We start from the raw sequence: 23,999 nt of genomic DNA, 5'->3' as shown, positions 1-23,999 counted from the left end.
CCGGGCTCAGGACGGCCTGTCCCTGCGCCAGCGCCTCTGCCAGGCATTGGTGGGTTTGTAACCGCAATGCTCCTGTTCAAGGCGGCGGCGCTCAAGAATGTTTTCAGCTGTGGCGTTGCCCTGGGGATCACGAAATGGCACAGCCGCCCGGGTCTGCAGGTGTTCCCACTCCATCGCCGAGAGGGGGCGCCAACCGGGGCCGTTTGGCGGACAACCGGAGTCTGCGGGCGTGGCCAACGTGCCGCTGCTCCATCCCACCCGTTCACCCGGGGCCGGCAGCAGGGAAAACAAGCTCAAGCCCGCCCGCTTCAGGCTGGCCCGCACTGCGGCCGAACGGCTGTAGGTGAGCAACCGTCCCTGTGGCGCTAAGCGCTGCGCCAGGGCTCCAAGGAATTCCTCGCTCCACAGTTCCGGGCAGCGCTGGGGGGAAAAGGCGTCCAACAGCACCAGGTCAAAGCGAACGGACTCAGGTATCTGCTGGAGCATCGATCGGGCATCGCCCCAGAGCTGGATCCCTTGGCTGTTGGGATCTTTCCAGCAGCCGTGGTCGCGAATGGCTTCAAGCCTCGCCAGCACAGGGGCTGACCAGAGGGATTGGAAGCTCGCCTGCTCCAAGGCTTGTTCCAGGGGGCGGCGGTCCAACTCAAGCCCCCACCACTGCAGCTTTGGCCCTGCCGTCGGCAAGGCCTCCAGCACAGCGGCCGTGTTGTAGCCGAGCCCCAGGCACACATCCAGGATCCTTAGCTCAGAGCCTCTGCTGAAACGCTGCAGCTCCGCGGGTTGGACGAACTTGGCACGGGCCTCATTCAGGGCCCCGGCTGAGTTGTGAAAGGCCTCGCCGAAGTGATCGCTGTGCAGGCTGAAGCTGCCATCCGCTGTCGGATAGGCGCGGAGTGCACCGAGCTCAGCAGCGGAGCCGTTCAAGTTCGTCCCAGAACGAGGGATAAGACACGGCTGCGGCTTCGCTTCTCGCCAGGCTGGAGTTGCCGTCGGCGAGCACGGCTGCCACGCCAAGGCTCATCGCCACCCGGTGATCGGTTTCGCTGTCCAGCACGGCGCCCTTGAGCGGTCGACCGCCGCGGATGGTCATGCCGTCCTCATGTTCGTCAATGTCGGCCCCCATGGCCTTGAGCTGACGTGCCATCACCGCCAGCCGATCGGTTTCCTTCACCCGCAGTTCAGACGCTCCACTGATCCGGCTTTCGCCCTCGCAGAAACAGGCGGCGACGCTGAGGATTGGCACCTCGTCCACAAGGCGGGGCATGATCTCCTCGCCAAAGTTAAAGGGTTTCAACGGCCCGTGGGTCACCCGAAGATCGCCCACCGGTTCGCCTGCCACATCGCGGGGGTTGAGTACCTCGATTTGGGCACCCATCTGCTCCAACACCTCTAGGATTCCGGTGCGTGTTGGGTTCAGCCCCACGTTTTCGATGGTGAGATCGGCGCCTGGGATCAGGGCTCCAGCCACAAGCCAGAAGGCCGCCGAGCTGATGTCGCCGGGGACCACCACGTTCTGGCCATGCAGGGTGGCGCCGGGACGCATGCTGATGTGCCGTCCCATTTCGCCGCCCACGCTCAGGTCGGCGCCGAATGCCTTCAGCATCCGTTCGCTGTGATCGCGGGACTGGGCCGGTTCGATCACCGTGGTGGGGCTCTCGGCCGTGAGCGCAGCCAGCAGCAGGGCTGATTTCACCTGAGCACTAGCCACGGGCGTGCCGATCACCGTTCCTTTCAACTTGCACCCCTGCACCGCCAGCGGCGCAAGGTTGCCCCCATCACGGCCACGCACATCCGCACCCATCGAGGCCAACGGTTGCCCCACCCGACGCATCGGGCGGCGGCGCAGGGAGGCATCCCCATCCAGCACAAAATGGCGACCGTCGCGGCCCGCCAGCAGGCCCAGCATCAGTCGCATCGTCGTGCCGGAGTTGCCGCAGTCGAGCACTTCTGCGGGTTCCTGCAATCCGTCCAGGCCCACGCCTTCAACGGTGACGATGCCGCCATCGGTGATCGGGCTGATGCTGACGCCCATGGCCCGCAGGCAGGCGGCGGTGCTCAGGGGGTCTTCAGCCGGGAGCAGCCCGTCAATCGTTGTCGTTCCTTCCGCGATGGCGCCAAATAGCAGTGATCGGTGCGAGATCGATTTATCGCCCGGGACCTTCACCCGTCCCTGGAGGCTGCCTCCGGCCTTGAGCTCACGGGGGTCGTCGGATTGGCCTGTGCCGCTCAAGGTTGTTTCGTCGTTGGGCTGATCCTATTGGCCGGTCTTCAGGCCCTGAATCAGGCGATCGAGGGCATAGCCGAAGAGGCTGGGGTCGGGGTCGTCGGTGCCGAGGTCCTCCAGACCCAGCTCGGCCCAGCGGTCGCTGACCCGCTGTTCCAGATCCGCCGGACGGCTGAGGGGTTCGCCCCATTCGTGATTTTTCTCAGGTCCCACCTTGGTGGTGGCATCAATGGCCAGTCGTCCCCCCAGGCCCAACTGCTCGCTGGCGAAGTCCAGGGTGTCGAAGGGGGTGTTTTCCAGGGTGAACAGGTCGCGCTGGGGATCCACCTGGGCCGCGATGGCCCAGACCACCTGACGCGGGTCGCGCACGTTGATGTGACTGTCCACCACCACAACGAACTTGGTGTAAGTGAATTGCGGCAGGGCACTCCAGAAGGCCATGGCAGCACGCTTGGCCTGCCCCGGATAGGCCTTGTCGATCGAGATCACCGCCAGCTTGTAGCTGAGCGCTTCCATCGGCAGGAAGAAGTCGGTGATCTCTGGGATCTGCTGCCGCAGGATCGGCGTGTAGATCCGGTTCAGCGCGATGGCCAGCATCGCTTCTTCCTTGGGAGGACGGCCGCTGAAGGTTGTGAGAAACACCGGATCCCGCCGTTGCGTCATGCAGTGGAAGCGCACCAGAGGTGAGTCCTCCACACCGCCGTAGAACCCCATGTGATCCCCGAAGGGGCCATCCGGCAGCACTTCCCCTGGGGTGATCGTTCCCTCCAGCACCACTTCGCTGTGGCTCGGCACCTGCAGGTCGATGGTTTTGCAGGGGGCCAGACGAACTCCTTCTCCGGCATAGATGCCTGCGAACAGCCACTCGCTGAGTTGCACCGGGATCGGTGTGGCGGCGGCCATCACCAGCAGCGGGTGCACGCCGATGGCCACCGCCACCTCCAGCTTCTTGCCCATGGCGGCTGCCTTGCGCAGGTGGCGGGCACCACCGCGCACACTCAGCCAGTGCACGGTCATCGTGTTCACCGACTGCTTCTGAAGCCGGTAAACACCCACGTTGGGAACACCGGTTTCGGGGTCTTTGGTGATCACCAGTCCAAGCGTGATCACCCCCCCGGCATCCCCTGGCCAGGGCCGGATCAGGGGGATGTTGTCGAGATCAACCTCATCGCCACGGAACACCTGCTGACGGCAGGGGGGTGTGAGGTCGCGGTCGGGCTTGGCCTTGACCAGATCCCAGAAGACCCGGGCGAACTGTTTGGTTTCCTGCAGGCCCTTGGGGGGGCGGGGTTGCTGCAGCAGGGCCAGGCGTGACCCCAGCTCCTCCAGCTGCTCGGCCCGTTCGAGGCCCATGCTCCACACCACCCGTTCCACGGTGCCGAGGGTGTTGACGGCCACCGGCATCGACGAGCCGATCACATTCTCGAACAGCAGGGCGGGGCCCCCTTGGCTCAGTACCCGGTCGGCAATGGCCGCCAGCTCAAGGTCGGGATCCACCGGTGCCGTGATCCGGCGCAACTGGCCGCGGTCCTCGAGCAGCTTCAGGAAGCCCCGCAGATCTCGGGTGGCCGGACCGGATTGGAACAGGGCCATGGGATGACGGTCTCGGCGCAAGCGGTCTCGGTACTGTGTCGCACGCCGGTGTTCAGCGTGGCCATGCAGATCTCCTACTTCCATGTGCCGGCAGAGATGCCGCAGGACCTTCGCCCCGATGCGGCGGTGGTGATTGATGTGCTGCGGGCCACCACCACCATTGCCTGGGCGTTGCACAACGGTGCCGAGGCGGTGCAGGCCTTCGCCAGCCTTGACGATCTGCGCGCTGCGGCAGCGGCATGGCCTGCCGATGCGCGGCTGCTCCTTGGTGAGCGCGGTGGGCAAATGCTCGAGGGATTTGACCTGGGTAATTCACCCGTTGCCGTGACGCCGGAGCGGGTGGCTGGCAAGCGTCTGTTCATGAGCACCACCAATGGCACCCGGGCGCTTGATCGTGTCCGCGAGGTTCCCCTGCTGCTGACTGCGGCGTTGCCAAACCGTGAAGCCGTGGCCCAGCGCTTGCTGGCGAAACAACCCACCCACGTGGCGATTGTCGGCAGCGGTTGGGAGGGGGCCTATTCCCTCGAGGATTCCCTGGCCGCTGGTGCCTTGGGCCATCGCTTGCTGGAGCTGGATCCCACCGGGAGCTGTGCCGCCAACGACGAACTCACAGCAGCCGTCTCCCTCTGGCGTCAGTGGCAATCCGAACCAGAGGCTTGTCTTCGCACGGCAACCCATGGTCAGCGCTTGATTCGCCTTGGCGATCACGATGCGGATTTCCGCTGCTGTGCTGGCCTCGATCAGCTCAGTGTCGTTCCGACACAGGTCGAGCCTGGGGTGCTTCGGGCGGCCTGACCCTCACTAAAGTTCGCTCATCTGATCAGTGCATGTGAGCGACTTCCTGGCGGCTGCTGTCCAGCTGACGAGTTGTCAGGATCCTGAGCTCAACTTCAATGCAGCTGAAGAGCAGATTGATCTGGCTGCCCGTCGCGGTGCCGAGCTGATCGGCCTGCCGGAGAATTTCGCCTTCATGGGCGAGGACAGCCGGCGCCTGGAGCTGGCTCCCACCCTGGCGGAGCAGAGCAGTCGCTTCCTGGTGACCATGGCGCGTCGCTATCAGGTAGCGCTGCTGGGTGGTGGCTTTCCTGTGCCGGTGGGTGATGGATCGCGAACCCTGAACCGCGCTGAGCTTGTCGACCGTGACGGCATGCTCCTGGGCCGTTACGACAAAATTCACCTCTTTGATGTCGACCTCCCAGACGGCAACACCTACCGCGAGTCGGCAACGGTGAACCCAGGCAGGGATCTGCCTCCGGTCGTTGAGATTCCTGGTCTCTGCAATGTGGGGCTGTCCATTTGCTACGACGTGCGGTTTCCTGAGCTCTATCGCCATCTCGTCGGTGCCGGCGCAGACCTGTTGATGATTCCTGCGGCATTCACAGCCTTCACCGGAAAAGACCACTGGCAGGTGCTTCTGCAGGCCAGGGCCATTGAGAACACGGCCTATGTGCTGGCTCCGGCCCAGACCGGTGTGCATCACGGTCGGCGGCAAAGCCATGGCCACGCCCTGGTGATTGATCCCTGGGGAACGGTCCTTGCTGATGCAGGTGTGCAGGCTGGAGCTGCCATTGCTCCGGTCAACACGAGTCACCTCGGCCATGTTCGGGGTCAGATGCCGAGCCTTCGGCACCGCCAACCCACGCTGTTCTGAGCGCCATGGCTCCGGCCTCATCCCGACGGATGGCCTGGCTTCTGGCCGCAGCCCTGCAGTGCACGGCCTTCACCCAGGCGTTGCCTGCCCGAGCCGCCAGTGCCCTGGCCGCCTGGGCCTTCACCGAGGAGGGGGTGCTCAAGCTGCGCACCAGCCGGAACGCTCGCTTGGAGGCGTTTTTTCAGGCCGCCAGCGATGGCCGCGGCACCCGGGTCTGGATTGATATTCCAGGTGAGCTGAGATTCCCGCGGCGCCTGGCGGGACGCGGTGCCGTCCGTGAGATCCGGCTGGGCAAACCCCGCGCGGGTGCCACCCGTCTGGTGGTGGAATTCCGCCCTGATGTGGATCTCAACCCCAACGATCTGCGCCTGCGTGGAACCGCTCCGGACCGTTGGGAACTGGTGTTCACAGGCCTGCCCACCCGCGGCTTGGATGATTTCGGTGAAGGCGACCTCAGCGGTCGTGCCACGGCCTGGCTCCCACCGGGTGGATTCCGTCCCAAACGCACGCCGGTGGATCCTTCCGGGCTGCCCACCGTGGCCCGCAACCGTTATCGCATCGTGATCGATCCCGGTCATGGGGGCCCTGATCCGGGGGCCATCGGCATCGGCGGTCTGCGCGAGACCGACGTGGTTTTGGATGTGTCGCTGCAGGTGGCCGACCTTCTGCGGGCGAGGGGCGTGGACGTGCGCTTGACCCGTACCCGTGAAGTGGATGTGGACCTGCCGCCGCGGGTGTCTCTGGCAAACCGCAGTGGGGCCACGGCCTTCGTGAGCATCCATGCCAATGCCCTGAGCATGAACCGTCCGGATGTGAACGGGATCGAGACGTTCTTCTTCTCGGACCCCCGTTCTGGACGTCTGGCGTCCTATCTGCAGCAGCAGATGATGGATGTGTCCCCCGGAACACCGAATCGCGGCGTCAGACGCGGCCGCTTCTTCGTGATCCGGCGCAGCACCATGCCTTCGGCTCTGGTGGAGATGGGATTTGTCACCGGGGCGATTGACGCGCCGCGGCTGGCCAACGCTGACCATCGCCGCCGCCTGGCCTTGGCCCTGGCGGCTGGGATCCTCAACTACCTCAAGCAGGAGGTGCGATGACGCCTCAACTGCTCGGGTTCTTCGACAGCGGCCTGGGCGGCTTGACGGTGCTGCGCCGGGTGCTCGAACGCCATGGATCGGTGCCCTGCGTTTACCTCGGTGACACAGCCCGGGTTCCCTATGGGAGCCGTCAACCGGATGACATTCGACGCATCGCCGCTGAAGTGGTGGGTTGGTTGCGCGACCAAAAGGTCTCCACGGTGGTGATGGCCTGCAACACCACCAATGCCCTGGCGAGGGATGTGGCCGAGGGGCAGGCCGGGGCCCCGGTGATCGGTCTGATCGGCGCCGCCGCGGCGATGGTGGAAACACGCCGTGTTGGAGTGCTGGCCACGCCTGCCACTGTGGCCTCTTCGGCCTACCGAGCCAGCATCGAAGCGCTTCACCCCGGGTCGATGGTGATCGAGCATGCCTGTCCTGCCTTTGTGCCTTTGATCGAAGCCGGCGAGATGAACAGCGACGACCTGCGTCGTGCGGCCCAGGCCTATCTCGAACCCCTGCTGGCAGCCTCCGTGGACTCGATCGTTCTGGGTTGCACCCATTACCCGTTATTGGTGCCGCTGTTGCGTCAGCTGCTGCCGGAGTCGGTCCAGATCATTGACCCGGCCATCGGCGTGGCCCGTCAACTGGATGCCGTTCTGGGGCCACCGGCGCGGATCTCGCCTGCTCCAAGGCCGTTTTCCCTGGAGAGCTGCCGGTTCTGCGTCACCGCAGACCCCGATGGCTTCGCTGTGCGCGCCACCCCCTGGCTGGGCCAGCGGCCTGCCGTCAGCCTTCAGCTGCTGCAGGACTGAGCATGGGACCACTAGGATCGCGGCGCCGAGGGGAGTCATGAGCACCGTTACCGAGCTACTCCAACCGGTAGAGACAGATCTTGAAACCCTGCTCGGAGACCTGCGCAGCCTGATCGGGGCAGGTCACCCAATCCTCCAGGCCGCTGCCGAGCATCTGTTCAGTGCCGGCGGCAAGCGGTTGCGCCCCGGCATCGTTCTGCTTCTGTCGCGGGCTCTGTCCCCTCAGGGAGAGCTCACGCCCCGCCACCGCCGCCTGGCTGAGATCACTGAAATGATCCACACGGCCTCGCTCGTTCACGACGATGTGGTGGATGAGGCTTCCACCCGGCGCGGGGTCGACACGGTCCACAGCCGGTTCGATGCCCGGGTTGCTGTTCTTGCCGGCGACTTCCTCTTCGCTCAGGCCAGCTGGCACCTTGCCAACCTCGATGACCTCGACGTGGTCAAGCTGCTCAGCCGCGTGATCATGGATCTCGCGGATGGGGAGGTGAAGCAGGGCCTCTACCGCTTCGACACGGCCCAAACCTTTGAGACCTACCTCGAAAAGAGCTATTGCAAAACGGCATCCCTGATTGCCAACAGCTGCCGTGCTGCAGGTGTGCTCAGCGGTTGCTCGCCGACCCAGCTCGACAGCCTCTACCAATTCGGCCGCCAGCTGGGTCTGGCCTTCCAGGTGGTGGATGACATCCTCGATTTCACCGGAAACGATCAGCAGCTCGGCAAGCCCGCAGCCAGTGATCTCGCCAGCGGGTACCTCACCGCACCCACCTTCTATGCCCTTGAGGAGCATCCATCGCTGCAGCCGTTGATCGATCGCCAGTTCTCCGAGCCCGGTGATCTGGACAAGGCGTTGGAGATGGTGCGGGCATCCAAGGCGATTGAACGCACCCGTGAGCTGGCGGAAACCTTTGCCCGCGAATCCCGTGAATCAATCGCCTGGCTGCCTGAATCTGCGGCGCAACGCGCCTTGATGGAACTGCCGGACTTCGTTCTCAGCCGTCTGTACTGAGCGGATACCTCAAGACAACAGCCTCAACACAACAGCCAGGCTGTTGATCGAACAGGGGTTGGTGTTCAGGTTGGCTTGGTCTGATCCCTTGGGGTTCACCAGCCAGACCTGACAACCGGCGCCATGGGCCGATTGGCTGCCGGCCTGGGAATCCTCCAGGGCCCAGCAGTTGCTTGGGTTGAGCCCCAACCGTTGGGCAGCAAGCCGAAAGGGTGCGGGGTCGGGTTTACCCGCGTCGAGCTCGGGATCGTCGCCGTAGACCCGTTCCTGGATCAGCTCCAGCCAGGGATGGGGGGCTGCTTTGAATGCGACGGCCTCGCTGCTGCTGCTGGTGACCAGTGCCATCGGGATGCCCCGGTTGTGGCAATGCGCCACCAGCTCCTGCGCGGCAGGCATCGGGGCAGCATCCGGAAGCAGGGCACGCACGATCGGCTGCTGCACCGCCAACAGGGCATCCGCGCCCACCGGTTTCGCCAGCCATGCATCCACCTGGGCCGCACAGTCGAGCCGGCGACGGCCCTTCAGCTGCATCAACTGGGTTTCGCTCAGCTGGGTGCCGAAGTGGGCCGCGGCTTCCCACCAGCCCCGGCCATGCAGCGGCTCGGTGTCGAGCAGAAGCCCATCCAGATCGAACAGGCAAGCGGCAGGTGGCAGTTTCATCCCGGGATGGCGATGCCCAGCTCAATCCTTTCGCATCGACTGCATCATCGTCCGACGGATTGATACGGGACCTGGATCAAGCGGGGTCCTGCTCCTTACCCTTCCAGGAGAAGCACTGCGCAGTCTGCTGTGACCGACGCCAACACCACCATCGAAAGCGTGCTGCAGGAGCAGCGGGTGTTCGAGCCGCCAGCAGACACCGCCGCCAAAGCGCGCATCGGCAGCCTCGAGGCCTACCGAGCCATGGCCGATGCCGCCAAAAATGACCCTGATGCGTTCTGGGGTGAGGCCGCCCGTCGAGAACTTCATTGGTTCGAGCCCTTCCACACCGTGCTCGATTGGTCGAATCCTCCGTTCGCGCGCTGGTTTGAGGGCGGCACCACGAACCTCTCCTACAACTGCCTGGACCGCCATCTCGACGGGCCAACGGCGCAGAAGACAGCGTTGATCTGGGAAGGAGAGCCCGGGGATGTGCGCCGGTTCACTTACCAGGAACTGCATGCCGAGGTGTGCAAAGCCGCCAATGGCCTCAAGGCCATGGGCATCGGCAAGGGTGACCTTGTGGCGCTCTACATGCCGATGGTGCCGGAGGCGGCGATCGCCATGCTCGCCTGCGCGCGCATCGGTGCTCCCCACTCCGTGGTGTTCGGTGGCTTTTCCGCCGAAGCCCTGAGGGATCGGCTCAACGATGGTGAAGTGAAAGCGGTGATCACCGCTGATGGCGGCTTCCGCAAGGACAAGCCGGTGTCCCTCAAGCCCGCGGTGGATGCGGCGCTGGCCAATGGCGCCTGCCCCTCGGTGACCGGCGTGCTTGTGGTGCAGCGCACCAAGCAGGACGTGGAGATGGTCTCCGGTCGTGATCAGTGGTGGCATGACCTGGTGGAGGGTCAGAGTGCCGAGTGCCCCGCTGAGCCGATGGCCAGTGAGGACCGCCTGTTTGTGCTCTACACCTCCGGCTCCACCGGCAAGCCCAAGGGCGTCGTTCACACCACCGCCGGTTACAACCTCTGGGCCCACCTCACCTTCCAGTGGATCTTCGACATCCGGGATGAGGATGTCTTCTGGTGTACGGCCGATGTGGGTTGGATCACCGGTCACAGCTACATCGTCTACGGCCCCTTGTCGAACGGTGCCACGACCGTGATGTACGAGGGTGCGCCGCGACCGTCCAAGCCCGGTGCCTTCTGGGAGTTGATCCAGAAACACAAGATCTCGATCTTCTACACGGCTCCCACCGCAATCCGGGCGTTCATGAAGAGCGGCCGCTCCGTTCCGGATCAGTTCGACATGAGCAGCCTTCGCCTGCTCGGCACCGTGGGCGAACCGATCAATCCGGAGGCCTGGATGTGGTATCGCGACGTAATTGGAGGCAACCGCTGCCCGATCGTCGACACCTGGTGGCAGACCGAAACCGGCGGGGTGATGATCAGCCCCCTGCCGGGGGCAACGCCCACCAAGCCCGGCTCCGCCACCCTGCCCCTGCCCGGCATTCAGGCCGACATCATCGATGCGGAAGGCAACAGCTGCGGTGCCGATGAAGGCGGGTATCTGGCGGTGCGTGCCCCCTGGCCGGGAATGATGCGCACCGTGCATGGCAACCCCCAACGCTTCCGCGAGAGCTATTGGGAGCACATCCGTCCTGCCGATGGGTCCTACCTCTATTTCGCCGGGGATGGTGCCCGGCGGGATGCCGATGGCTACTTCTGGGTGATGGGCCGCGTCGATGACGTGATCAACGTCTCAGGCCACCGTCTCGGCACGATGGAAATTGAATCAGCGCTGGTCAGTCACCCTGCGGTGGCGGAGGCGGCCGTCGTGGGTCGGCCCGACGACCTCAAGGGCGAAGGCATTGTGGCCTTCGTCACCCTGGAGGCGGGCCGCGAGGGCGATGACGCCCTGGTGAAGGAGTTGCGCGCCCACGTGGGAACGGAAATCGGTCCGATTGCCCGGCCGGATGAGATCCGTTGCAGTGATGCCCTGCCCAAGACCCGCAGCGGCAAGATCATGCGCAGGATCCTGCGGGCCCTGGCGGCAGGTCAGGAGGTGAGTGGTGACACCAGCACCCTGGAAGATCGCTCCGTGCTGGATCGCCTCAGGGCCTGATCGCCTGGCCGATGGTTCGGCTCAGCTGACGGATGACCGCCACTCGCCTGGGGTCATCCGCCCAGTCTCCGAGGAAGCTGCGCCGCAGCCCTGCACTGGCCGGGGTGAGGTGATCGCCTGGCAGCTCCAGGGTTGAGCTGGCGTCGGAAGCGCGTTCTCGCAGGGCCTGAATCAGATCGCCGCTTTGATCCAGTTCATCGCGCCCGAAGCGCACCACCAGGTTCCGCTCCTGTTGGTAGTGGCGGCTGATCAAGCGAAGCGTTTCAGCTGGGCTTGGGCTGAACTCGGTTTCCACCCCGAGCCTTGGTGCCAGTTCCCCCAGGAGGGGAATCGAGCGATCGGCGTTGAAGTTGTTGAAGCTCAGGGCCACCAGAGCCCTGCTGCCCCGACCCCCATCGGGGGCCAGCAGGTGAAGCTTGCATCCCAGGCTGTGGCCAAGCCGCAGTGGAGCTGCAAGGGCCCCGCAGCGCTCCTCAAGTTGGCGACGCGCAGAGCGGAAGGCACTCCAGGCATCGCGGGCCTGACGTTGATGATCGAACCCGGGCACATAGGCCCAGGCATGCACCGCCAACCCATCCGCCGCCAGCTCTTCCAGCAGCCTGCGGTAGCTGATCTGGGGGGTGGCCGCCAGATAGCTGCCGCCGATGAATTCGATCAATCCCGTGGGTTCGGCCGGCCTCAGTTGCCAGATCGCACCCAGCTGACGCCAGTTGGCCATGCTCAACCGCGCAGCTGATTCAGCACCTGTTGTGCTTCACGCACGTGAGCCGGGCCATCCAGGAGGTTGCTGAAGGTGTGGCGGATCACGCCTTCGCTGTCAACGATGTAAGTGACGCGACCGGGCAGCAGACCAAGGGCTTTCGGCACACCCATCTCGCGGCGCAGGGCGTTGTTGCGGTCGCACAGCAGCGGAAACGTGAGGTTGTGGCGGGTGGCGAAACGGCGGTGGCTGACGGCGTCATCACCGCTGACGCCCCAGACCTCTGCATCGAGGGCAGCAAAGCTCTCTGCGTTGTCGCGGAAGCTGCAGGCTTCAGCTGTGCAGCCAGGTGTGTCGTCCTTGGGATAGAAGAACAGCACCAGCCAGCGGCCCTGCACCGAAGCGGGAGTGCGAAGGTCACCGTTCTGATCCTCCAGGCTGAAGGAGGGGAGCCGGTCGCCGATCCCGAGGGCCATTCGATTGAACTGAAGAGGTTGAACCCTAGGCAGCAGGCACCTTGCCTGGGGCGGGAGAATCAGGGGCGGGAGGAGTCACTGCGCCATGCCTGAACAGCTCGATTTGCTTGCGGGATTTTCAAGGCCTCAGGCGGAGCCCCAAACAGCGGCAATGCCGATGCCTGCTCCGCCAGCCGCTGAACCCGAGGCCAAGGCTGATCAGCCCGAGGACGCGCCAAAGCCTTCACCCACCACCCTGCTGATCATCGACACCGAAACCTCCGGTCTGGATCCTCAGCAGGACCAATGCCTGGAGGTGGGCTGCATTTTGTTTGATGTGCCGAGTCGTTCGGTGCTGGCCCAGCAATCGTTTCTTTTGCCGGTGGACTCCAACGCTGCAGAGGCGATCAACCGGATCCCCGCCGCCGTCACCCGCAGGCCCCAGCCCTGGCGGGAGGCGCTGGTGTGGTTTGAGTATCTGCTTGAAGCTGCCGATCTTCTGGTGGCTCATAACGCGGCCTTCGATCGCCAGTGGTTCGGTCTTGGCGTTGTGCCGGCCACCGCAACACCGTGGCTGTGCACCATGGAAGACATTCGCTGGCCGGCGGAGCGTCAGTTGCGTTCGCGGCCATCCGTGCGGGACCTGGCCTTGGCCTACGGCGTCCCGGTCTGGGCGGCCCACCGAGCCCTCAGCGATTGCATCTACATCGCGGAAGTCTTCGCCCGCTGTGACGACCTGGAGCAGCTGTTGGAGCGCGGCCTGGAACCCCGCCAGTTGATGCGTGCCCGGGTGTCGTTCGACGAACGCCACCTCGCGAAAGCAGCGGGTTTCCGTTGGAACGATCCGATTAAGGGGGCCTGGACCCGTCGTTTGAGTGATCGTGAGGTGGCGGAGCTGGAGTTTCCGGTCGCGCCCGTTGAGGTCGAAGCCGATCGCCTCAGCGCTTGAGCCTGCGCATTTGCTTCAGCACTCCGAAGCGTCTGGGTGATTTTGCAGAGAGTGCCGCTGAACGCAGCAGGCTGAAGCCATGACGGCTTTTCTGCATCCCCATCAACGCCCCATCCGCTCCCGCCTGCGTCAGTGGCAGCAGGTGCGCACCTGGGCGCGTTTGATCCGTGAAGCCGAAGCGCTCTGGCATGTGGATGTGCGTGCCCTGCGACGCATGGGGGCAGATGAACTCAGCCAGTTGATTGAGGAGGTTCCCGCCCCTCACCGCAAACGGGTGAACCGCTGGCTGCGCTGTTACTCGGTGGCAACACGGCTCACCGTCACCTCCACCGTCGTGCCCACCGCCTGAGCCTGGATCCACGACGCGGGAGGATGGACCGAATCACACAAACGGTTTTGGCACATCGTTCCCTGGTTGTTTCCAGCCTGAGCTTCCTCGCTGTTGGCCTCGCCGCTTGTGGTGGCAGCTCCACTGTGTCCAGCCTCAATGCGGCGGGGGCCTCCTTCCCCGCCAAGGTGTATCAGAGCTGGTTCGCCGAGCTCGCCGGCTCCGGCGGAATCAAGGTGAACTACCAGGCGGTGGGTTCCGGTTCCGGCCGCAAAGCCTTCATCGATGGCACCGTGGATTTCGCCGCTTCGGACGACCCGATCAAGGAGGCTGACCGCAAGCAGGTGAGCCAAGGGGTGGTTCAGATCCCGATGGTGGGGGGAACGATCGCCTTCGGTTACAACAAACCGGGCTGCGAGCTTCAGCTCACCCAGCAACAGGCTGTGGAGGTGGCCATCGGCCGCATCAGGGATTGGAAGGAGCTCGGCTGTGAAGCGGGCACGATCACCTGGGTGCACCGCTCGGACGGTTCCGGCACCACCAAGGCTTTCACCAACTCGCTGCAGACCTTTTCAGCGGATTGGACCCTCGGCAGCGGCAAATCGGTGAAATGGCCGGTTGGCGTGGGTGCGAAGGGCAACTCGGGCGTTGCCGGGGTGATCGACAACCGGGTCGGCGCGATCGGCTACGTGAATCAGTCGTACATCAAGGGCAATGTGCAGGCTGCTGCGCTGCAGAACAAATCCGGTGAATTCCTCACGCCCTCCGTGGAGGCTGGTGCCAAAGCCCTCAACGGCATTGAGCTTGATCAGTACCTGGCTGGCAGCAACCCCAACCCTTCCGCTGCTGGTGCCTACCCCATCGCAACACTCACCTGGGTGTTGGCTTACGCCGAGGGCAATGGCGCCAAGGCTGAAGCTGTGAGGAAAGTCTTCAACTATATGCTGGACGACTCCACCCAGGAGGGTGCTGCGGCCCTGGGCTTTGTACCTCTTCGGGGTAGCATCCTTGAAAAATCCCGCAGTGCGGTGGCAGGCATTCAGCCTTAAATGCGAACCCTCGATGGGTGAACGACATGCCCCGGTTTGGATGACCAAACCGGGGTTTTTTGATGGTTTAAACAGGGTTTTATGGTTTCTTAACCCTCGTTAATGGGCGCATAACGACAGGTGGTTTGAGTCCCGATTAGGTCTTGGTTGCTACAGCCTCTTTCCTCTTTCGGTTGTCGTGATGCGCATTGCACAAAAGGCCCTTCTCGCTTCGTCCCTGCTTGTTCTCGGGGCAGGCATGTCAGCTTCTGCAGCTCCCAAGCTGAACGGCGCTGGCGCCTCCTTCCCGGCCAAGATCTACCAGCGTTGGTTCGCCGACCTGGCCAAGGCTGGTGGCCCTCAGGTCAACTATCAGGCCGTGGGCTCCGGTTCCGGCCGTAAAGCCTTCATCGACCAGACCGTGAACTTCGGTGCATCGGATGATCCGATGAAGAAGAAGGACATGGCCAAGGTCAGCCGTGGTGTGGTTCAGATCCCGATGGTGGGTGGCACCATCGCCTTTGGTTACAACAAGCCCGGTTGCAACCTGAAGCTCACCCAGGAGCAAGCTGTGAAGGTTGCGATGGGCATGGTCAAGGACTGGAAGGAACTGGGCTGCAAGCCCGGCACGCTTACCTGGGTGCACCGTTCCGATGGCTCTGGCACCACCAAGGCCTTCACCAACTCCATGCAGGCCTTCTCCAACACCTGGACCCTCGGCACCGGTAAATCCGTGAAGTGGCCCGCTGGCGTTGGCGCCAAGGGCAACTCCGGTGTGGCTGGCCTGATCCAGAACCGTGAAGGCGCGATCGGTTACGTGAACCAGTCGTACATCAAGGGCAAGGTGGTTGCCGCCGCTCTCCAGAACAAGTCCGGTGAGTTCCTCAAGCCTTCTGTGGCTGCAGGTGCCAAGGCCCTCAATGGCATCAGCCTGGACAAGGACCTGGCTGGCAAGAACCCCAACCCCACCGCCAAGGGTGCTTATCCCATCGCCACCCTCACCTGGGTTCTGGCGTACAAAACCGGTAACGGTGACAAAGCCAAGGTGGTGCAGGACGCCTTCAACTACATGCTGAGCGACGCTGCTCAGAACAAAGCTCCTTCCCTGGGCTTCGTTCCCCTCAAGGGCGACATCCTGGCCAAGTCCAAGGCCGCTGTAAACAAGATCGGCAAGTGATCTTGGCTTGAATTGGTTTTGAAAACCAGTCATCAAAGGGCCCCTCGGGGCCCTTTTTTTATGGGCTGAATGATTCGAATTGCGATCAGTGTTAGAGACTTCTTAACCGGATCTCTCCCGAATCTCCCCCAGTTCTTTGTTGGGAATCGATGTTGTCCTCAATACAGTTTTTCTGGATTCACGGGATTCCAAATGCTTGCCACTCCGTCGGCTGATCTGAGTTCAACAGCTCTGGGTTTCAAGGCGTTTCTTGAAAGCAGCTACGACAATCGCAATGTTGTTCATGTCACCGCGGGAAGTTTCGTTCCTCTGTTGAAGAACAGTGTTTGGTTTGTGGTTCGCGGCATGGTGAAGCTCGGGGCGCTGTCGGTGCATGGCGACGAGCTCGTGCTTGGCCTGGTGGGTCCCAATGAACCCTTCGGTGCCGCATTCACCAATGTGGAGGCCTATGAGGCTGTAGCGCTCACCGATTGCGATCTGCTCTGCTGCAACCTGGCGGAGCTGGAGCAGTCTCCTCAGTTGGCGCTTGGTTTGGCCAAGGCCATGGCCGCCCGCTACCGCCAGGCGGAGTCACTCCTGGCCCTGCTGGGGCTGCGTCGTGTTGAAGAACGGGTCCGGGGCTTTTTGGAGCTGCTCGCCAAGGACTTTGGCGAACCCTGTGAGGCTGGGTTGCGGCTCAACCTTCGCCTGACCCATCAGGAGATCGCCAGTGCCCTCAGCACCACACGGGTGACCGTGACCCGCGTGTTGGGGCAGTTGCGGGATGAAGGCTGGCTTCAGATTGATGCCACCAGGCATCTGGTGGTGACCGGCACCGGCCGCCGCTGAAGGCAAAAAAAAGAGCCGGCGTAACCGCCGGCTCAATCCCTGAAGTGTTGATGTTCAGGTGGGGAAACAAGACGGTTGAATCGGAGCGGCGGGATTTGAACCCACGACCCCCACTACCCCAAAGTGGTGCGCTACCAAGCTGCGCCACGCCCCGTCAGATTTAAGTTATCACAGTGCATCCCGGCGTCTGAGTCGCCTGAGCAACCGAGTGGTGAGCTGGTCTCTCGTTGCGGATCCGTAGTGGTACAGCCGCAGTTCTGCGGCGGCCTGGCGAAGCTCAGCCAGGGTCATCGCCGCCAGACGAAGCTCGGGCAGGGTGCGCCAGGCTCTCGAGCGCATCGGGAGTGAGGCAGGGCCTTTGGCCTGGCCCAGATTCAGGGTTCCATCCGCCAGCCATTCGGGGATGAGCACCACCAGAACGGCGATCAAGCCATAGAGCTCCACCAGCCCCCTCGGCAGGGGATGCAGTTGACGCTGTTCGGATGGATCAGGCCGTTCACTCACCGCAGAACGGAGGAGTCCTTCTTGTCCCACGATCGCACCAACAGGAAGCGTGCCCGCGGGATGGTGGTCAGATTGCCAAAGGTTTTGCTGTGGGTTGGGGGGTTTCCCGCCACAGCATCGGAGCCTGCTGCTCTCGATTGAAGGAGACACTGCCGAGGATCAGGCCCAGAACCAAAATCAAGGTGAGGGCGATCGCCACGATCACCTGCCGATCAGACCAGGGCTCGGGCATGACATGGGTCTGGGTCCTCTTCATCTTGGCCGAATCAGCCCAGGGCGATCGGGCTGTTGTCGGATCGAAGCACGCAGTGACTGATGGACCAGTCGTACTTGTCCCAGACCTGCTTCGGGAGTTTGTAGTTCGACCCCTCGAAGTCACCAAGCAGCGTCTGGGTTGGCATCGCGGAGCAGTAGGGGCGGCTGCCGGGTTTGGCGAGGTATTGCTGGTGGTAGTCCTCGGCGAAATAGAAGGTCTGGTCCGCCAGGATTTCGGTGGTGATGGTCCCGTAGCCCTTGGCCGAGAGGGCGACTTGATAGGCATCCCGGCTGGCCAGGGCCAGTTGCAGATGCTCCGGATTGAACGTGTAGATGGCTGATCGGTATTGGCTGCCGGTGTCGTTCCCTTGCCTGTTGCCCTGGGTGGGGTCGTGGCACTCCCAGAACAGTTTCAGCAGGTCGCTGAAGTCGAGGGCGGGTCGGCTCCACACCACACGCACAACTTCCGTGTGCCCGGTTCTGCCGGAGCAGACCTGGTTGTAGGTGGGTTGCTCGGTCTGGCCGCCCGCATACCCCACAGCAGTGCTCACCACCCCAGGCAGTCGCCAGAACCCTTTTTCAGCACCCCAGAAGCATCCACAGGCAAAGATTGCTTCCTCCTGGTCGGCCATCAGGGGTGCCTTCAGCGGCGTTCCCAACACGGCGTGCGTTGCTGGGGCCGAGGATTCGGCGCCGCCGCGGGGAGACAGCCAGGAAGGAAGCATGTTGGTTGCGTTGGTCCGCAGAGCTTAGGCAGCGGATTCAGCACAGTGATTCTGCCGCGTCGAGGGCCATCTGTGCACTTTCAGTGATGGCTCCCCAAGTGAGGGATACATAGGGAACGAATCAAAGCTTGTCTTGAAGAGTGGTTCTTCTTTGAACAATGTTCTGCAGAAAGGTGTTGATTGTTTGTCAGTGGTTTTCAGCCTGAATGGCGCTGTTGCTGAGCTGTCCCGAGACGAGTCTGCGGGTCAGGCACATTTGATTGTTGACTCCATTGGGAATGTCATCAGGGGTGGAGGAGATTGTGCCGATGGCGGGCTATGGCCAGAAAGAAGACGAATTGGATGGATCAATCAATTGCAAGCCATTGATTGATGGCTTGTTGATGAAGAAAGCTGTTTCTCAGAAACAAAAACAGGTGGTTCATTCTGTTGAACCAGAAACCGCACCTGCGCCAGGACTGTCTGCCCTCAATCGCTGTGCAGGATGGAACGAGCTCCAGCTGATGGCCGACCAAGGGGAAGTGGTTTCGTCCTGCAGAACCGTCTCGGGATAGCCGTTCTGGACGTGTTGACAGGCCCTCGTTTCTTGTTGCCGTGAATGCCTCAGGACGCGTTGGCTTTCCCCTCAACTGGGTTGAGCTGGATGTGATTCAGCAGCGTTGTGACGAAGGCGAAGAGCAGAAACGGCAGGCTGAGTACCAAAATCAGCCCCACTCCCACCAGAGCAAACACCGGTCGCGACGAGCCCATCAGGGCAAGCCCCGCAGCAAGGCTCACAAAAATGACGGCCATCCAGGCCAGCACCTGTCCGTAGATATCGCCAAAGGTGAGCGTGCAGCGCACCGCGAAGGGGGATCCGCTGGTCATAGGCAAGGAGTTGCTTTCACAGCTAAGCCACGAACGGTCGTGTTGTCAGAAACCGCCCGGAGATTCTTCAGGAAGCCAACGCATCCAGTTGTTGCGATGCCTGCTGACGCTCCCAAAGCCTTTTGTACACACCCGGCTGCTGAATCAAGGCGTTGTGGTGTCCCTGTTGAACGATGCGTCCGTTCTCCATCACCAGGATGCGATCACAGGCCGCTGCGGCTGAAAGTTGATGGCTGATCATCACGATGGTCCGGTCATCCTGAGCTCGGATCGAATCGAGAATCGCCGCAGCCGTGTTGTTGTCAACGCTGGCCAAGGCGTCGTCGAGGACCAACACCGGCGCCGACATCAGCAGAGCCCGGCCCAGGGCTGTGCGTTGACGCTGACCACCACTCAAGGTGATGCCGCGTTCGCCAACGATGGTTCCGAAACCATCGGGAAAGCCCTTCACGTCATCAGCCAGGCGGGCTTGCTCTGCCGCCAGTTCAACCCGCTGATCACTGGCGTCAGGATCGCCATAGCGCAGGTTGTCCGCCAGGGTGCTGGTGAACAGAAAGCCCTCCTGGGGAACGATCGCCACGTCACGGCGCAACCTCTTCAGGGGCATCTGGGTGACATCCACGCCATCCAGGAACAGCTGTCCCGGTTGCAGTGGAACCATCCGACCGAAGGCCCGAGCCAGGGTGGTCTTGCCGCAGCCCACGGCCCCCACAACAGCCACCAACTCCCCAGGCTCGATGCAGAAGCTCAGGCCATTGAGAGTGTTCTGCTCAGCGCCCTGGTACTGAACCGTCAGGCGGCGGGCTTCAAAACGCCCCCGGCGTTCTGACGTTGGCTGGGGCTGAACATCAGAGGGATCAGGATCCTTGATCTTTGGTTCCCGTTTGAGTAACTCCTCCACCCGCTCGAGGCTCACTTGGCCGGTCTGGAAGGTGTTGAGCGTGAATCCCAGCAGTGCCGTTGGGAAGACGAGCTGCTCCACATAAAGGATCAGGGCCACCAGTCCTCCAATGCTCAGACGACCGGCTTCGAGCTGGCCGCTGCCGATGGCCAGCAGCAAAAGAACCGAGAGGGAGGAAATGCCCTGAAGCAGCGGGAACAGGGTGCTTTGTGTTCTCGCCAGCTGAATGGCACTATCGCGGTAGCGGCGGTTGCGCTCGGCAAAGGCCTGCTGTTCTGCTCCCTCCTGGCCGTAGATCTTTATGGCCCCGATTCCCGAGAGATCCTCCTGAATCAGGTTGCTGAGGGCAGAGAGTTCTTCCTGCTGCGCGCGCTTCTGACGCATCATGCGCCCACCGAACAGGCGCACAGTGCTGAGCATCACGGGGTAGAGCCCTACGGCGGCCAGGGTCAGCCACGGATCGATGGCCAACATCGCGGGCAGCGTCAGCGCATAGGCCAGCAACGTGTTGGTCAGGCTGAGAATCGCGAATCCGAGCAGGCGCCGGATGTTTTCCACATCGCTGGTGGCGCGACTGATGACTTCACCGCTGCCCTTGCTCTGAATCCAATCGGGTTCCTGGCGGAGCATGTGCTCGAACAGGCGCTGACGCAGATCCACTTCCACCTGCCGACCCACGCCGAAGATGAGTTGACGCGAGGCCAGCCGAATCACGCCCATGGTGCTGGCAAGCAGCACAACCCATCCCGCCTGGCGCAGGACTCCGGCGTAACTGAATCCCTCCTGCAGCTCGTCCACAACGCTGCGCACTTCCATCGGGATCGTGACCCGCAGAACGTTCACCACCACCAGCGCAATGGCTCCCAGCAGCACCGTGCGGCGGTGGGGACGCAGATAGCGGCCGATCAGATCGAGACGAAGGGCGGCCATGCGAGCTCGTGGGTCCCGTTGGCAGGCCAACCTAGGCATCCGGCTTCAACGGCTGGTCGTTGACTGGTCGTTCTCCGTTGATCTGGGGGATAGTGGGACTGTCCCCATCACCTGGCCCGGCGTGTCTCGCACCCCGGGTTTTTTACTGCCAGCCCCCCTCCATGTCTTCAGACCCGCGTTCCTGGTCCGGTTGCTTGGACCATCTGCTGCAGGGCAACAACCTCAGCTCCGATGAGGCCACTGCTCTCATGCGTGCCTGGCTGGCCGAAGAGCTCGAGCCCGTGCAGACCGGGGCGTTACTGGCTGGACTGCGGGCCAAGGGGATGGTGGCCGATGAGCTGGCGGCCATGGCGGCTGTCCTGCGCGAGGCCTGCCCCCTTCCCTGCCCCCGGCCCGATCTAGCCATGGTCGATACCTGCGGCACCGGTGGTGATGGTGCCGACACCTTCAACATCTCCACGGCGGTCGCCTTCACCGCCGCCGCCTGCGGGGTCAATGTGGCCAAGCACGGCAACCGCAGCGCCAGCGGCAAAGTGGGTTCAGCCGACGTGCTCGAGGGGCTCGGCCTCAACCTCAAGGCACCGTTGAACAAGGTGGTCGACGCTTTGCCGGGAACCGGTGTCACCTTCCTGTTCGCTCCCGCTTGGCATCCAGCTCTTGTGAATCTGGCGCCGCTGCGACGCAGCCTGGGGGTCCGCACGGTGTTCAACCTGTTGGGTCCTCTGGTCAATCCGCTGCAGCCCCAGGCCCAGGTTCTTGGCGTGGCGCGTCCGGAACTTCTCGACCCCATGGCGGGCGCTCTGCAGCACTTGGGCTTGAGCCGTGCCGTGGTGGTTCATGGCGCTGGAGGCCTCGATGAGGCCTCCTTGGCGGGGCCCAATGCCTTGCGTCTGATCGAATCCGGGGGCATTGCCACAAAGGAGGTTTCCCCTGAAGATCTGGGCCTCACCCGTGCTGGTCTCGATCTGCTGCGCGGTGGTGACTGCGCGGTGAACCAGCAGATCCTTCAGAACGTTCTGCAGGGGCAAGGATCGCCGGCGCAGACGGAGGTTGTGGCCTTCAACACAGCACTGGTGCTCTGGGCTGCCGGGCTGCAAAGCGATCTGCCGTCTGCTGTTGTCCAGGCTCTGGCTGTTCTCAACGAGGGCAAGGCCTGGGACAAGCTTGTGGCTCTGCGGGATGCCCTGTCCGACGGAGATGGAGAATGAGTGACTGATGACCTGCGGCGGCCCTTCGATGCCCGATTCCCCATCAGACAAGGCTTATCTCGTCCTTGCCGATGGCACGGTTCTCACCGGTGTCGGCTTCGGCCATCGCGGCACCACCATCGGTGAGGTGGTGTTCAACACCGGCATGACCGGTTACCAGGAGGTGCTGACCGACCCCTCTTATGCCGGGCAGCTGGTGAGCTTCACCTATCCCGAACTCGGTAACACCGGTGTGAATTCTGACGATCAAGAAGCTGATCGCCCCCATGCTCGTGGCGTGATTGCCCGCCAGCTGGCGCCAGTTCCCAGCAACTGGCGCTGTGAACAGACCCTCGAGAGTTGGATGCAGACCCATCAGCTGGTGGGCATCAGCGGTTTGGACACCCGTGCCCTGGTGCGTCACCTGCGTGAGGTGGGGGCCATGAATGGCGTGATCAGCAGTGACGGCCAGACCCCGGCGCAGTTGCTTGAGCTCCTAAAGCAGGCCCCGTCGATGCAGGGGTTGAACCTGGCGGACCGCGTCACCACCCGTGAGCCCTACCAGTGGAATCAGGCCTGCAGTGTTGGCTTCGATCAGCGTTTGCAGCGCCGCAGCGACGCGCCCTTCCGCGTTGCCGCCATCGATTTCGGCATCAAGCGCGCCATCCTCGATCGATTGGTCGCCCATGGCTGTGACGTCACGGTTCTGCCCGCAGACACGGATCTGGACACAGTTCGTTCCCATCGCCCGGATGGCGTCTTTCTCTCCAACGGCCCTGGCGACCCGGCAGCGGTGACCCATGGGATTGCTCTGGCCAAGCAGTTGCTGGAGGAATCCGATCTACCTCTGTTCGGCATCTGTCTGGGTCATCAGATTCTTGGTCTGGCCCTGGGCGGAGAGACGTTCAAGCTGTCCTATGGCCACCGCGGCTTGAACCATCCCTGTGGCACCACAGGCCAGGTTGAAATCACCAGTCAGAACCACGGCTTTGCCCTCTCCGCTGATTCTCTGGATTCAGACGTCATTGACGTCACCCATTTCAATCTGAACGACCGCACCGTGGCAGCGATCGCCCACCGTCAGAAGCCGGTGTTCGGGGTGCAGTACCACCCCGAAGCGAGTCCGGGCCCCCATGACGCCGACCATCATTTTGCCCGCTTTGTGACGCTGATGGCCGATCGCCTTTGATGAGGTGGTAGCCAACGCTCAGCATCACTACACTTCGTGCCGATGATGCCTGGGGGGCTTGATCCCATCAGCGAACTGCAGCGACTAACCGTCTCTCTCCGGGGCGGATTCGAACAGAAAGACGGCTGTTTGGTGTTTCATTTCACCGGTCAGCTGGATGCCTACTCCGAGAAGCAGTTCACGGAGTACGTGGGCGATGTTTTGAAGGCTAACAAGCTTCCGTCTGTTCTCGATCTCAGCAAGATCGATTTCCTCGATTCATCCGGCCTTGGGGCGCTGGTGCAGCTGGCCAAGCAATGCACGGATGCCAAGCGATCGTTTCTTTTGGTGGGCAACACCAGGGTGACGCAGACCATCAAGTTGGTGCGTCTTGAGGAGTTCCTTCATCTGGTGGAGGATCTGCCCACAGCCCTCAACCAGTTGGCCGCTTGAGCGATTGGATTCGAAGCCAGTCTCCCAGGGACATCAACGAACAACTGGGTCCATTGCAGCTGGCTTGGATTGGGGATGCCGTTTGGGAGCTGCATCAACGCCTCCGCCATGGGTCGAGGCCAGGACGTTCTGACGACCTGCATCGTGCCGTCGTGGCTGATGTTCGTGCTGACGCCCAGTCCCGTTTGTTGAGCTGGCTGGAAGAGCGCGAGCTCCTCTGCTCAGAAGAACTCGATCTGGTGCGGCGGGGTCGCAACAGTGCCGGGCGGGGGCCACGGCGCGCAGACGCTGCGGTTTATGGAAGGGCCACAGGGTTTGAGACAATGGTGGGCTGGCTGTTTCTGAACAATCCAGCCCGGCTTGCGGAGCTCTTCGATCACCTGGAGCAAGCCGGATCCCACCCATAACGT

The 23,999-nt window shown here is 62.8% G+C and carries 27 protein-coding genes and 1 tRNA gene; 16 read left to right on the top strand and 12 right to left on the bottom strand.

All coding sequences use genetic code 11. The annotated features are described in order from the left end of the window. Positions 1 to 6 precede the first annotated feature (6 nt). The 3 genes from SynRS9902_RS08460 to SynRS9902_RS08450 are packed head-to-tail and all read right to left on the bottom strand — an operon-like array spanning position 7 to position 3,817. Positions 7 to 924 (bottom strand): tRNA (5-methylaminomethyl-2-thiouridine)(34)-methyltransferase MnmD, encoded by a 918-nt coding sequence (locus SynRS9902_RS08460; RefSeq protein WP_186508798.1) that lies wholly within the window; start codon positions 922 to 924, stop codon positions 7 to 9. Further along, positions 905 to 2,230 carry a 3-phosphoshikimate 1-carboxyvinyltransferase gene (gene aroA, locus SynRS9902_RS08455; protein ID WP_186508797.1) on the bottom strand — a complete coding sequence of 442 codons (1,326 nt, stop codon included), beginning with the start codon at positions 2,228 to 2,230 and terminating at the stop codon, positions 905 to 907. Before aroA ends, SynRS9902_RS08460 begins: the two co-directional genes overlap by 20 nt. Before the next feature lie 24 nt (positions 2,231 to 2,254). Next, on the bottom strand, positions 2,255 to 3,817 hold the full coding sequence (locus SynRS9902_RS08450) for a UbiD family decarboxylase (RefSeq protein ID WP_186508796.1): 1,563 nt from the start codon (positions 3,815 to 3,817) through the stop codon (positions 2,255 to 2,257). A gap of 63 nt (positions 3,818 to 3,880) precedes the next feature. Here SynRS9902_RS08450 and SynRS9902_RS08445 point away from each other — a divergent pair, with 63 nt between their 5' ends. Genes SynRS9902_RS08445 through sds form a run of 5 tightly spaced genes read left to right on the top strand, consistent with a single transcriptional unit; the run spans position 3,881 to position 8,371 of the window. Beyond that, on the top strand, positions 3,881 to 4,612 hold the full coding sequence (locus SynRS9902_RS08445) for a 2-phosphosulfolactate phosphatase family protein (protein ID WP_186510583.1): 732 nt from the start codon (positions 3,881 to 3,883) through the stop codon (positions 4,610 to 4,612). Positions 4,613 to 4,646: 34 nt separating this feature from the next. Continuing rightward, positions 4,647 to 5,468, top strand: coding sequence for a carbon-nitrogen hydrolase family protein (locus SynRS9902_RS08440; protein ID WP_186508795.1), 822 nt, complete (start codon positions 4,647 to 4,649; stop codon positions 5,466 to 5,468). Positions 5,469 to 5,473: 5 nt separating this feature from the next. After that, the gene (locus SynRS9902_RS08435) at positions 5,474 to 6,568 is read left to right on the top strand and encodes an N-acetylmuramoyl-L-alanine amidase (RefSeq protein WP_186508794.1); all 1,095 of its coding nucleotides are present in this window, start codon (positions 5,474 to 5,476) and stop codon (positions 6,566 to 6,568) included. Further along, on the top strand, positions 6,565 to 7,362 hold the full coding sequence (gene murI / locus SynRS9902_RS08430) for a glutamate racemase (protein ID WP_186508793.1): 798 nt from the start codon (positions 6,565 to 6,567) through the stop codon (positions 7,360 to 7,362). The genes SynRS9902_RS08435 and murI overlap by 4 nt, the downstream gene beginning before the upstream one ends. Positions 7,363 to 7,399: 37 nt before the next feature. Next, positions 7,400 to 8,371, top strand: coding sequence for a solanesyl diphosphate synthase (gene sds / locus SynRS9902_RS08425; protein ID WP_186508792.1), 972 nt, complete (start codon positions 7,400 to 7,402; stop codon positions 8,369 to 8,371). A 9-nt stretch (positions 8,372 to 8,380) separates the two neighbouring features. Here the strand turns inward: sds and SynRS9902_RS08420 are convergent, their stop codons facing one another. Then, positions 8,381 to 9,031 carry an HAD family phosphatase gene (locus tag SynRS9902_RS08420; protein ID WP_186508791.1) on the bottom strand — a complete coding sequence of 217 codons (651 nt, stop codon included), beginning with the start codon at positions 9,029 to 9,031 and terminating at the stop codon, positions 8,381 to 8,383. A gap of 129 nt (positions 9,032 to 9,160) precedes the next feature. Between SynRS9902_RS08420 and acs the strand changes: the two genes are divergently transcribed. Beyond that, positions 9,161 to 11,134, top strand: a complete 1,974-nt coding sequence (gene acs / locus SynRS9902_RS08415; RefSeq protein ID WP_186508790.1) for an acetate--CoA ligase — start codon at positions 9,161 to 9,163, stop codon at positions 11,132 to 11,134. Here the strand turns inward: acs and SynRS9902_RS08410 are convergent. Together SynRS9902_RS08410 and SynRS9902_RS08405 are read right to left on the bottom strand one after the other, a co-directional pair. Next, a complete protein-coding gene (locus SynRS9902_RS08410) occupies positions 11,124 to 11,852 on the bottom strand; it encodes a DUF1350 family protein (protein ID WP_186508789.1) in 729 nt (242 codons plus the stop codon). The two genes, acs and SynRS9902_RS08410, sit on opposite strands and share 11 nt — an antisense overlap. 2 nt (positions 11,853 to 11,854) lie before the next feature. Beyond that, positions 11,855 to 12,310: a peroxiredoxin gene (locus tag SynRS9902_RS08405; RefSeq protein WP_186508788.1), complete on the bottom strand. Its 456-nt coding sequence runs from the start codon at positions 12,308 to 12,310 to the stop codon at positions 11,855 to 11,857. An 85-nt stretch (positions 12,311 to 12,395) separates the two neighbouring features. Here SynRS9902_RS08405 and SynRS9902_RS08400 point away from each other — a divergent pair, with 85 nt between their 5' ends. The 5 genes from SynRS9902_RS08400 to SynRS9902_RS08380 all read left to right on the top strand — a co-directional run bounded on the left by SynRS9902_RS08400 (position 12,396) and on the right by SynRS9902_RS08380 (position 16,599). After that, the gene (locus SynRS9902_RS08400) at positions 12,396 to 13,238 is read left to right on the top strand and encodes a 3'-5' exonuclease (RefSeq protein ID WP_186508787.1); all 843 of its coding nucleotides are present in this window, start codon (positions 12,396 to 12,398) and stop codon (positions 13,236 to 13,238) included. A 79-nt stretch (positions 13,239 to 13,317) separates the two neighbouring features. Further along, a complete protein-coding gene (locus tag SynRS9902_RS08395) occupies positions 13,318 to 13,587 on the top strand; it encodes a hypothetical protein (RefSeq protein ID WP_186508786.1) in 270 nt (89 codons plus the stop codon). A gap of 23 nt (positions 13,588 to 13,610) precedes the next feature. Then, positions 13,611 to 14,615, top strand: coding sequence for a phosphate ABC transporter substrate-binding protein PstS (pstS, locus tag SynRS9902_RS08390; RefSeq protein WP_186508785.1), 1,005 nt, complete (start codon positions 13,611 to 13,613; stop codon positions 14,613 to 14,615). A gap of 181 nt (positions 14,616 to 14,796) precedes the next feature. Further along, positions 14,797 to 15,771, top strand: coding sequence for a phosphate ABC transporter substrate-binding protein PstS (pstS, locus tag SynRS9902_RS08385; protein ID WP_186508784.1), 975 nt, complete (start codon positions 14,797 to 14,799; stop codon positions 15,769 to 15,771). 192 nt (positions 15,772 to 15,963) lie between these two features. Further along, positions 15,964 to 16,599: a Crp/Fnr family transcriptional regulator gene (locus SynRS9902_RS08380; protein ID WP_186508783.1), complete on the top strand. Its 636-nt coding sequence runs from the start codon at positions 15,964 to 15,966 to the stop codon at positions 16,597 to 16,599. 80 nt (positions 16,600 to 16,679) lie between these two features. On the opposite strand, the gene SynRS9902_RS08375 is transcribed toward SynRS9902_RS08380, so the two are convergent. The 4 genes from SynRS9902_RS08375 to msrA all read right to left on the bottom strand — a co-directional run bounded on the left by SynRS9902_RS08375 (position 16,680) and on the right by msrA (position 18,083). After that, a tRNA-Pro gene (locus SynRS9902_RS08375) sits at positions 16,680 to 16,753 on the bottom strand. Positions 16,754 to 16,767: 14 nt separating this feature from the next. Then, positions 16,768 to 17,103 (bottom strand): hypothetical protein, encoded by a 336-nt coding sequence (locus SynRS9902_RS08370; RefSeq protein WP_115082475.1) that lies wholly within the window; start codon positions 17,101 to 17,103, stop codon positions 16,768 to 16,770. Positions 17,104 to 17,170: 67 nt separating this feature from the next. Continuing rightward, positions 17,171 to 17,359 carry a hypothetical protein gene (locus tag SynRS9902_RS08365; protein WP_222929451.1) on the bottom strand — a complete coding sequence of 63 codons (189 nt, stop codon included), beginning with the start codon at positions 17,357 to 17,359 and terminating at the stop codon, positions 17,171 to 17,173. 10 nt (positions 17,360 to 17,369) lie between these two features. Beyond that, positions 17,370 to 18,083, bottom strand: a complete 714-nt coding sequence (gene msrA, locus SynRS9902_RS08360) for a peptide-methionine (S)-S-oxide reductase MsrA (protein WP_186508781.1) — start codon at positions 18,081 to 18,083, stop codon at positions 17,370 to 17,372. A gap of 263 nt (positions 18,084 to 18,346) precedes the next feature. Here msrA and SynRS9902_RS08355 point away from each other — a divergent pair, with 263 nt between their 5' ends. Continuing rightward, positions 18,347 to 18,637 carry a hypothetical protein gene (locus tag SynRS9902_RS08355; protein WP_222929450.1) on the top strand — a complete coding sequence of 97 codons (291 nt, stop codon included), beginning with the start codon at positions 18,347 to 18,349 and terminating at the stop codon, positions 18,635 to 18,637. Positions 18,638 to 18,686: 49 nt separating this feature from the next. Here the strand turns inward: SynRS9902_RS08355 and SynRS9902_RS08350 are convergent, their stop codons facing one another. Both SynRS9902_RS08350 and SynRS9902_RS08345 read right to left on the bottom strand, forming a co-directional pair. Continuing rightward, entirely contained in the window at positions 18,687 to 18,950 is a 264-nt protein-coding gene (locus SynRS9902_RS08350) for a hypothetical protein (protein WP_186508779.1), read from the bottom strand. Between the two features lie 67 nt (positions 18,951 to 19,017). After that, a complete protein-coding gene (locus SynRS9902_RS08345; protein WP_186508778.1) occupies positions 19,018 to 20,781 on the bottom strand; it encodes an ABC transporter ATP-binding protein in 1,764 nt (587 codons plus the stop codon). 161 nt (positions 20,782 to 20,942) lie between these two features. On the opposite strand from SynRS9902_RS08345, the gene trpD reads away from it, so the two are divergent. The 4 genes from trpD to SynRS9902_RS08325 are packed head-to-tail and all read left to right on the top strand — an operon-like array spanning position 20,943 to position 23,996. Then, complete coding sequence (trpD, locus tag SynRS9902_RS08340) at positions 20,943 to 21,989, top strand: anthranilate phosphoribosyltransferase (protein WP_186508777.1); 1,047 nt, start codon at positions 20,943 to 20,945, stop codon at positions 21,987 to 21,989. Positions 21,990 to 21,996: 7 nt separating this feature from the next. Then, the gene (gene carA, locus SynRS9902_RS08335) at positions 21,997 to 23,157 is read left to right on the top strand and encodes a glutamine-hydrolyzing carbamoyl-phosphate synthase small subunit (protein WP_186508776.1); all 1,161 of its coding nucleotides are present in this window, start codon (positions 21,997 to 21,999) and stop codon (positions 23,155 to 23,157) included. Positions 23,158 to 23,199: 42 nt separating this feature from the next. Then, a complete protein-coding gene (locus SynRS9902_RS08330; protein ID WP_115162148.1) occupies positions 23,200 to 23,589 on the top strand; it encodes an STAS domain-containing protein in 390 nt (129 codons plus the stop codon). Further along, on the top strand, positions 23,586 to 23,996 hold the full coding sequence (locus tag SynRS9902_RS08325) for a Mini-ribonuclease 3 (RefSeq protein ID WP_186508775.1): 411 nt from the start codon (positions 23,586 to 23,588) through the stop codon (positions 23,994 to 23,996). The genes SynRS9902_RS08330 and SynRS9902_RS08325 overlap by 4 nt, the downstream gene beginning before the upstream one ends. Positions 23,997 to 23,999: the final 3 nt, after the last annotated feature.

Origin of the sequence: Synechococcus sp. RS9902, from assembly GCF_014279635.1 — a bacterium.
Lineage (GTDB): Bacteria > Cyanobacteriota > Cyanobacteriia > PCC-6307 > Cyanobiaceae > Parasynechococcus.
Note: the sequence above shows the minus strand (reverse complement) of the source record. Positions and strands in the feature narration are given on the sequence as shown.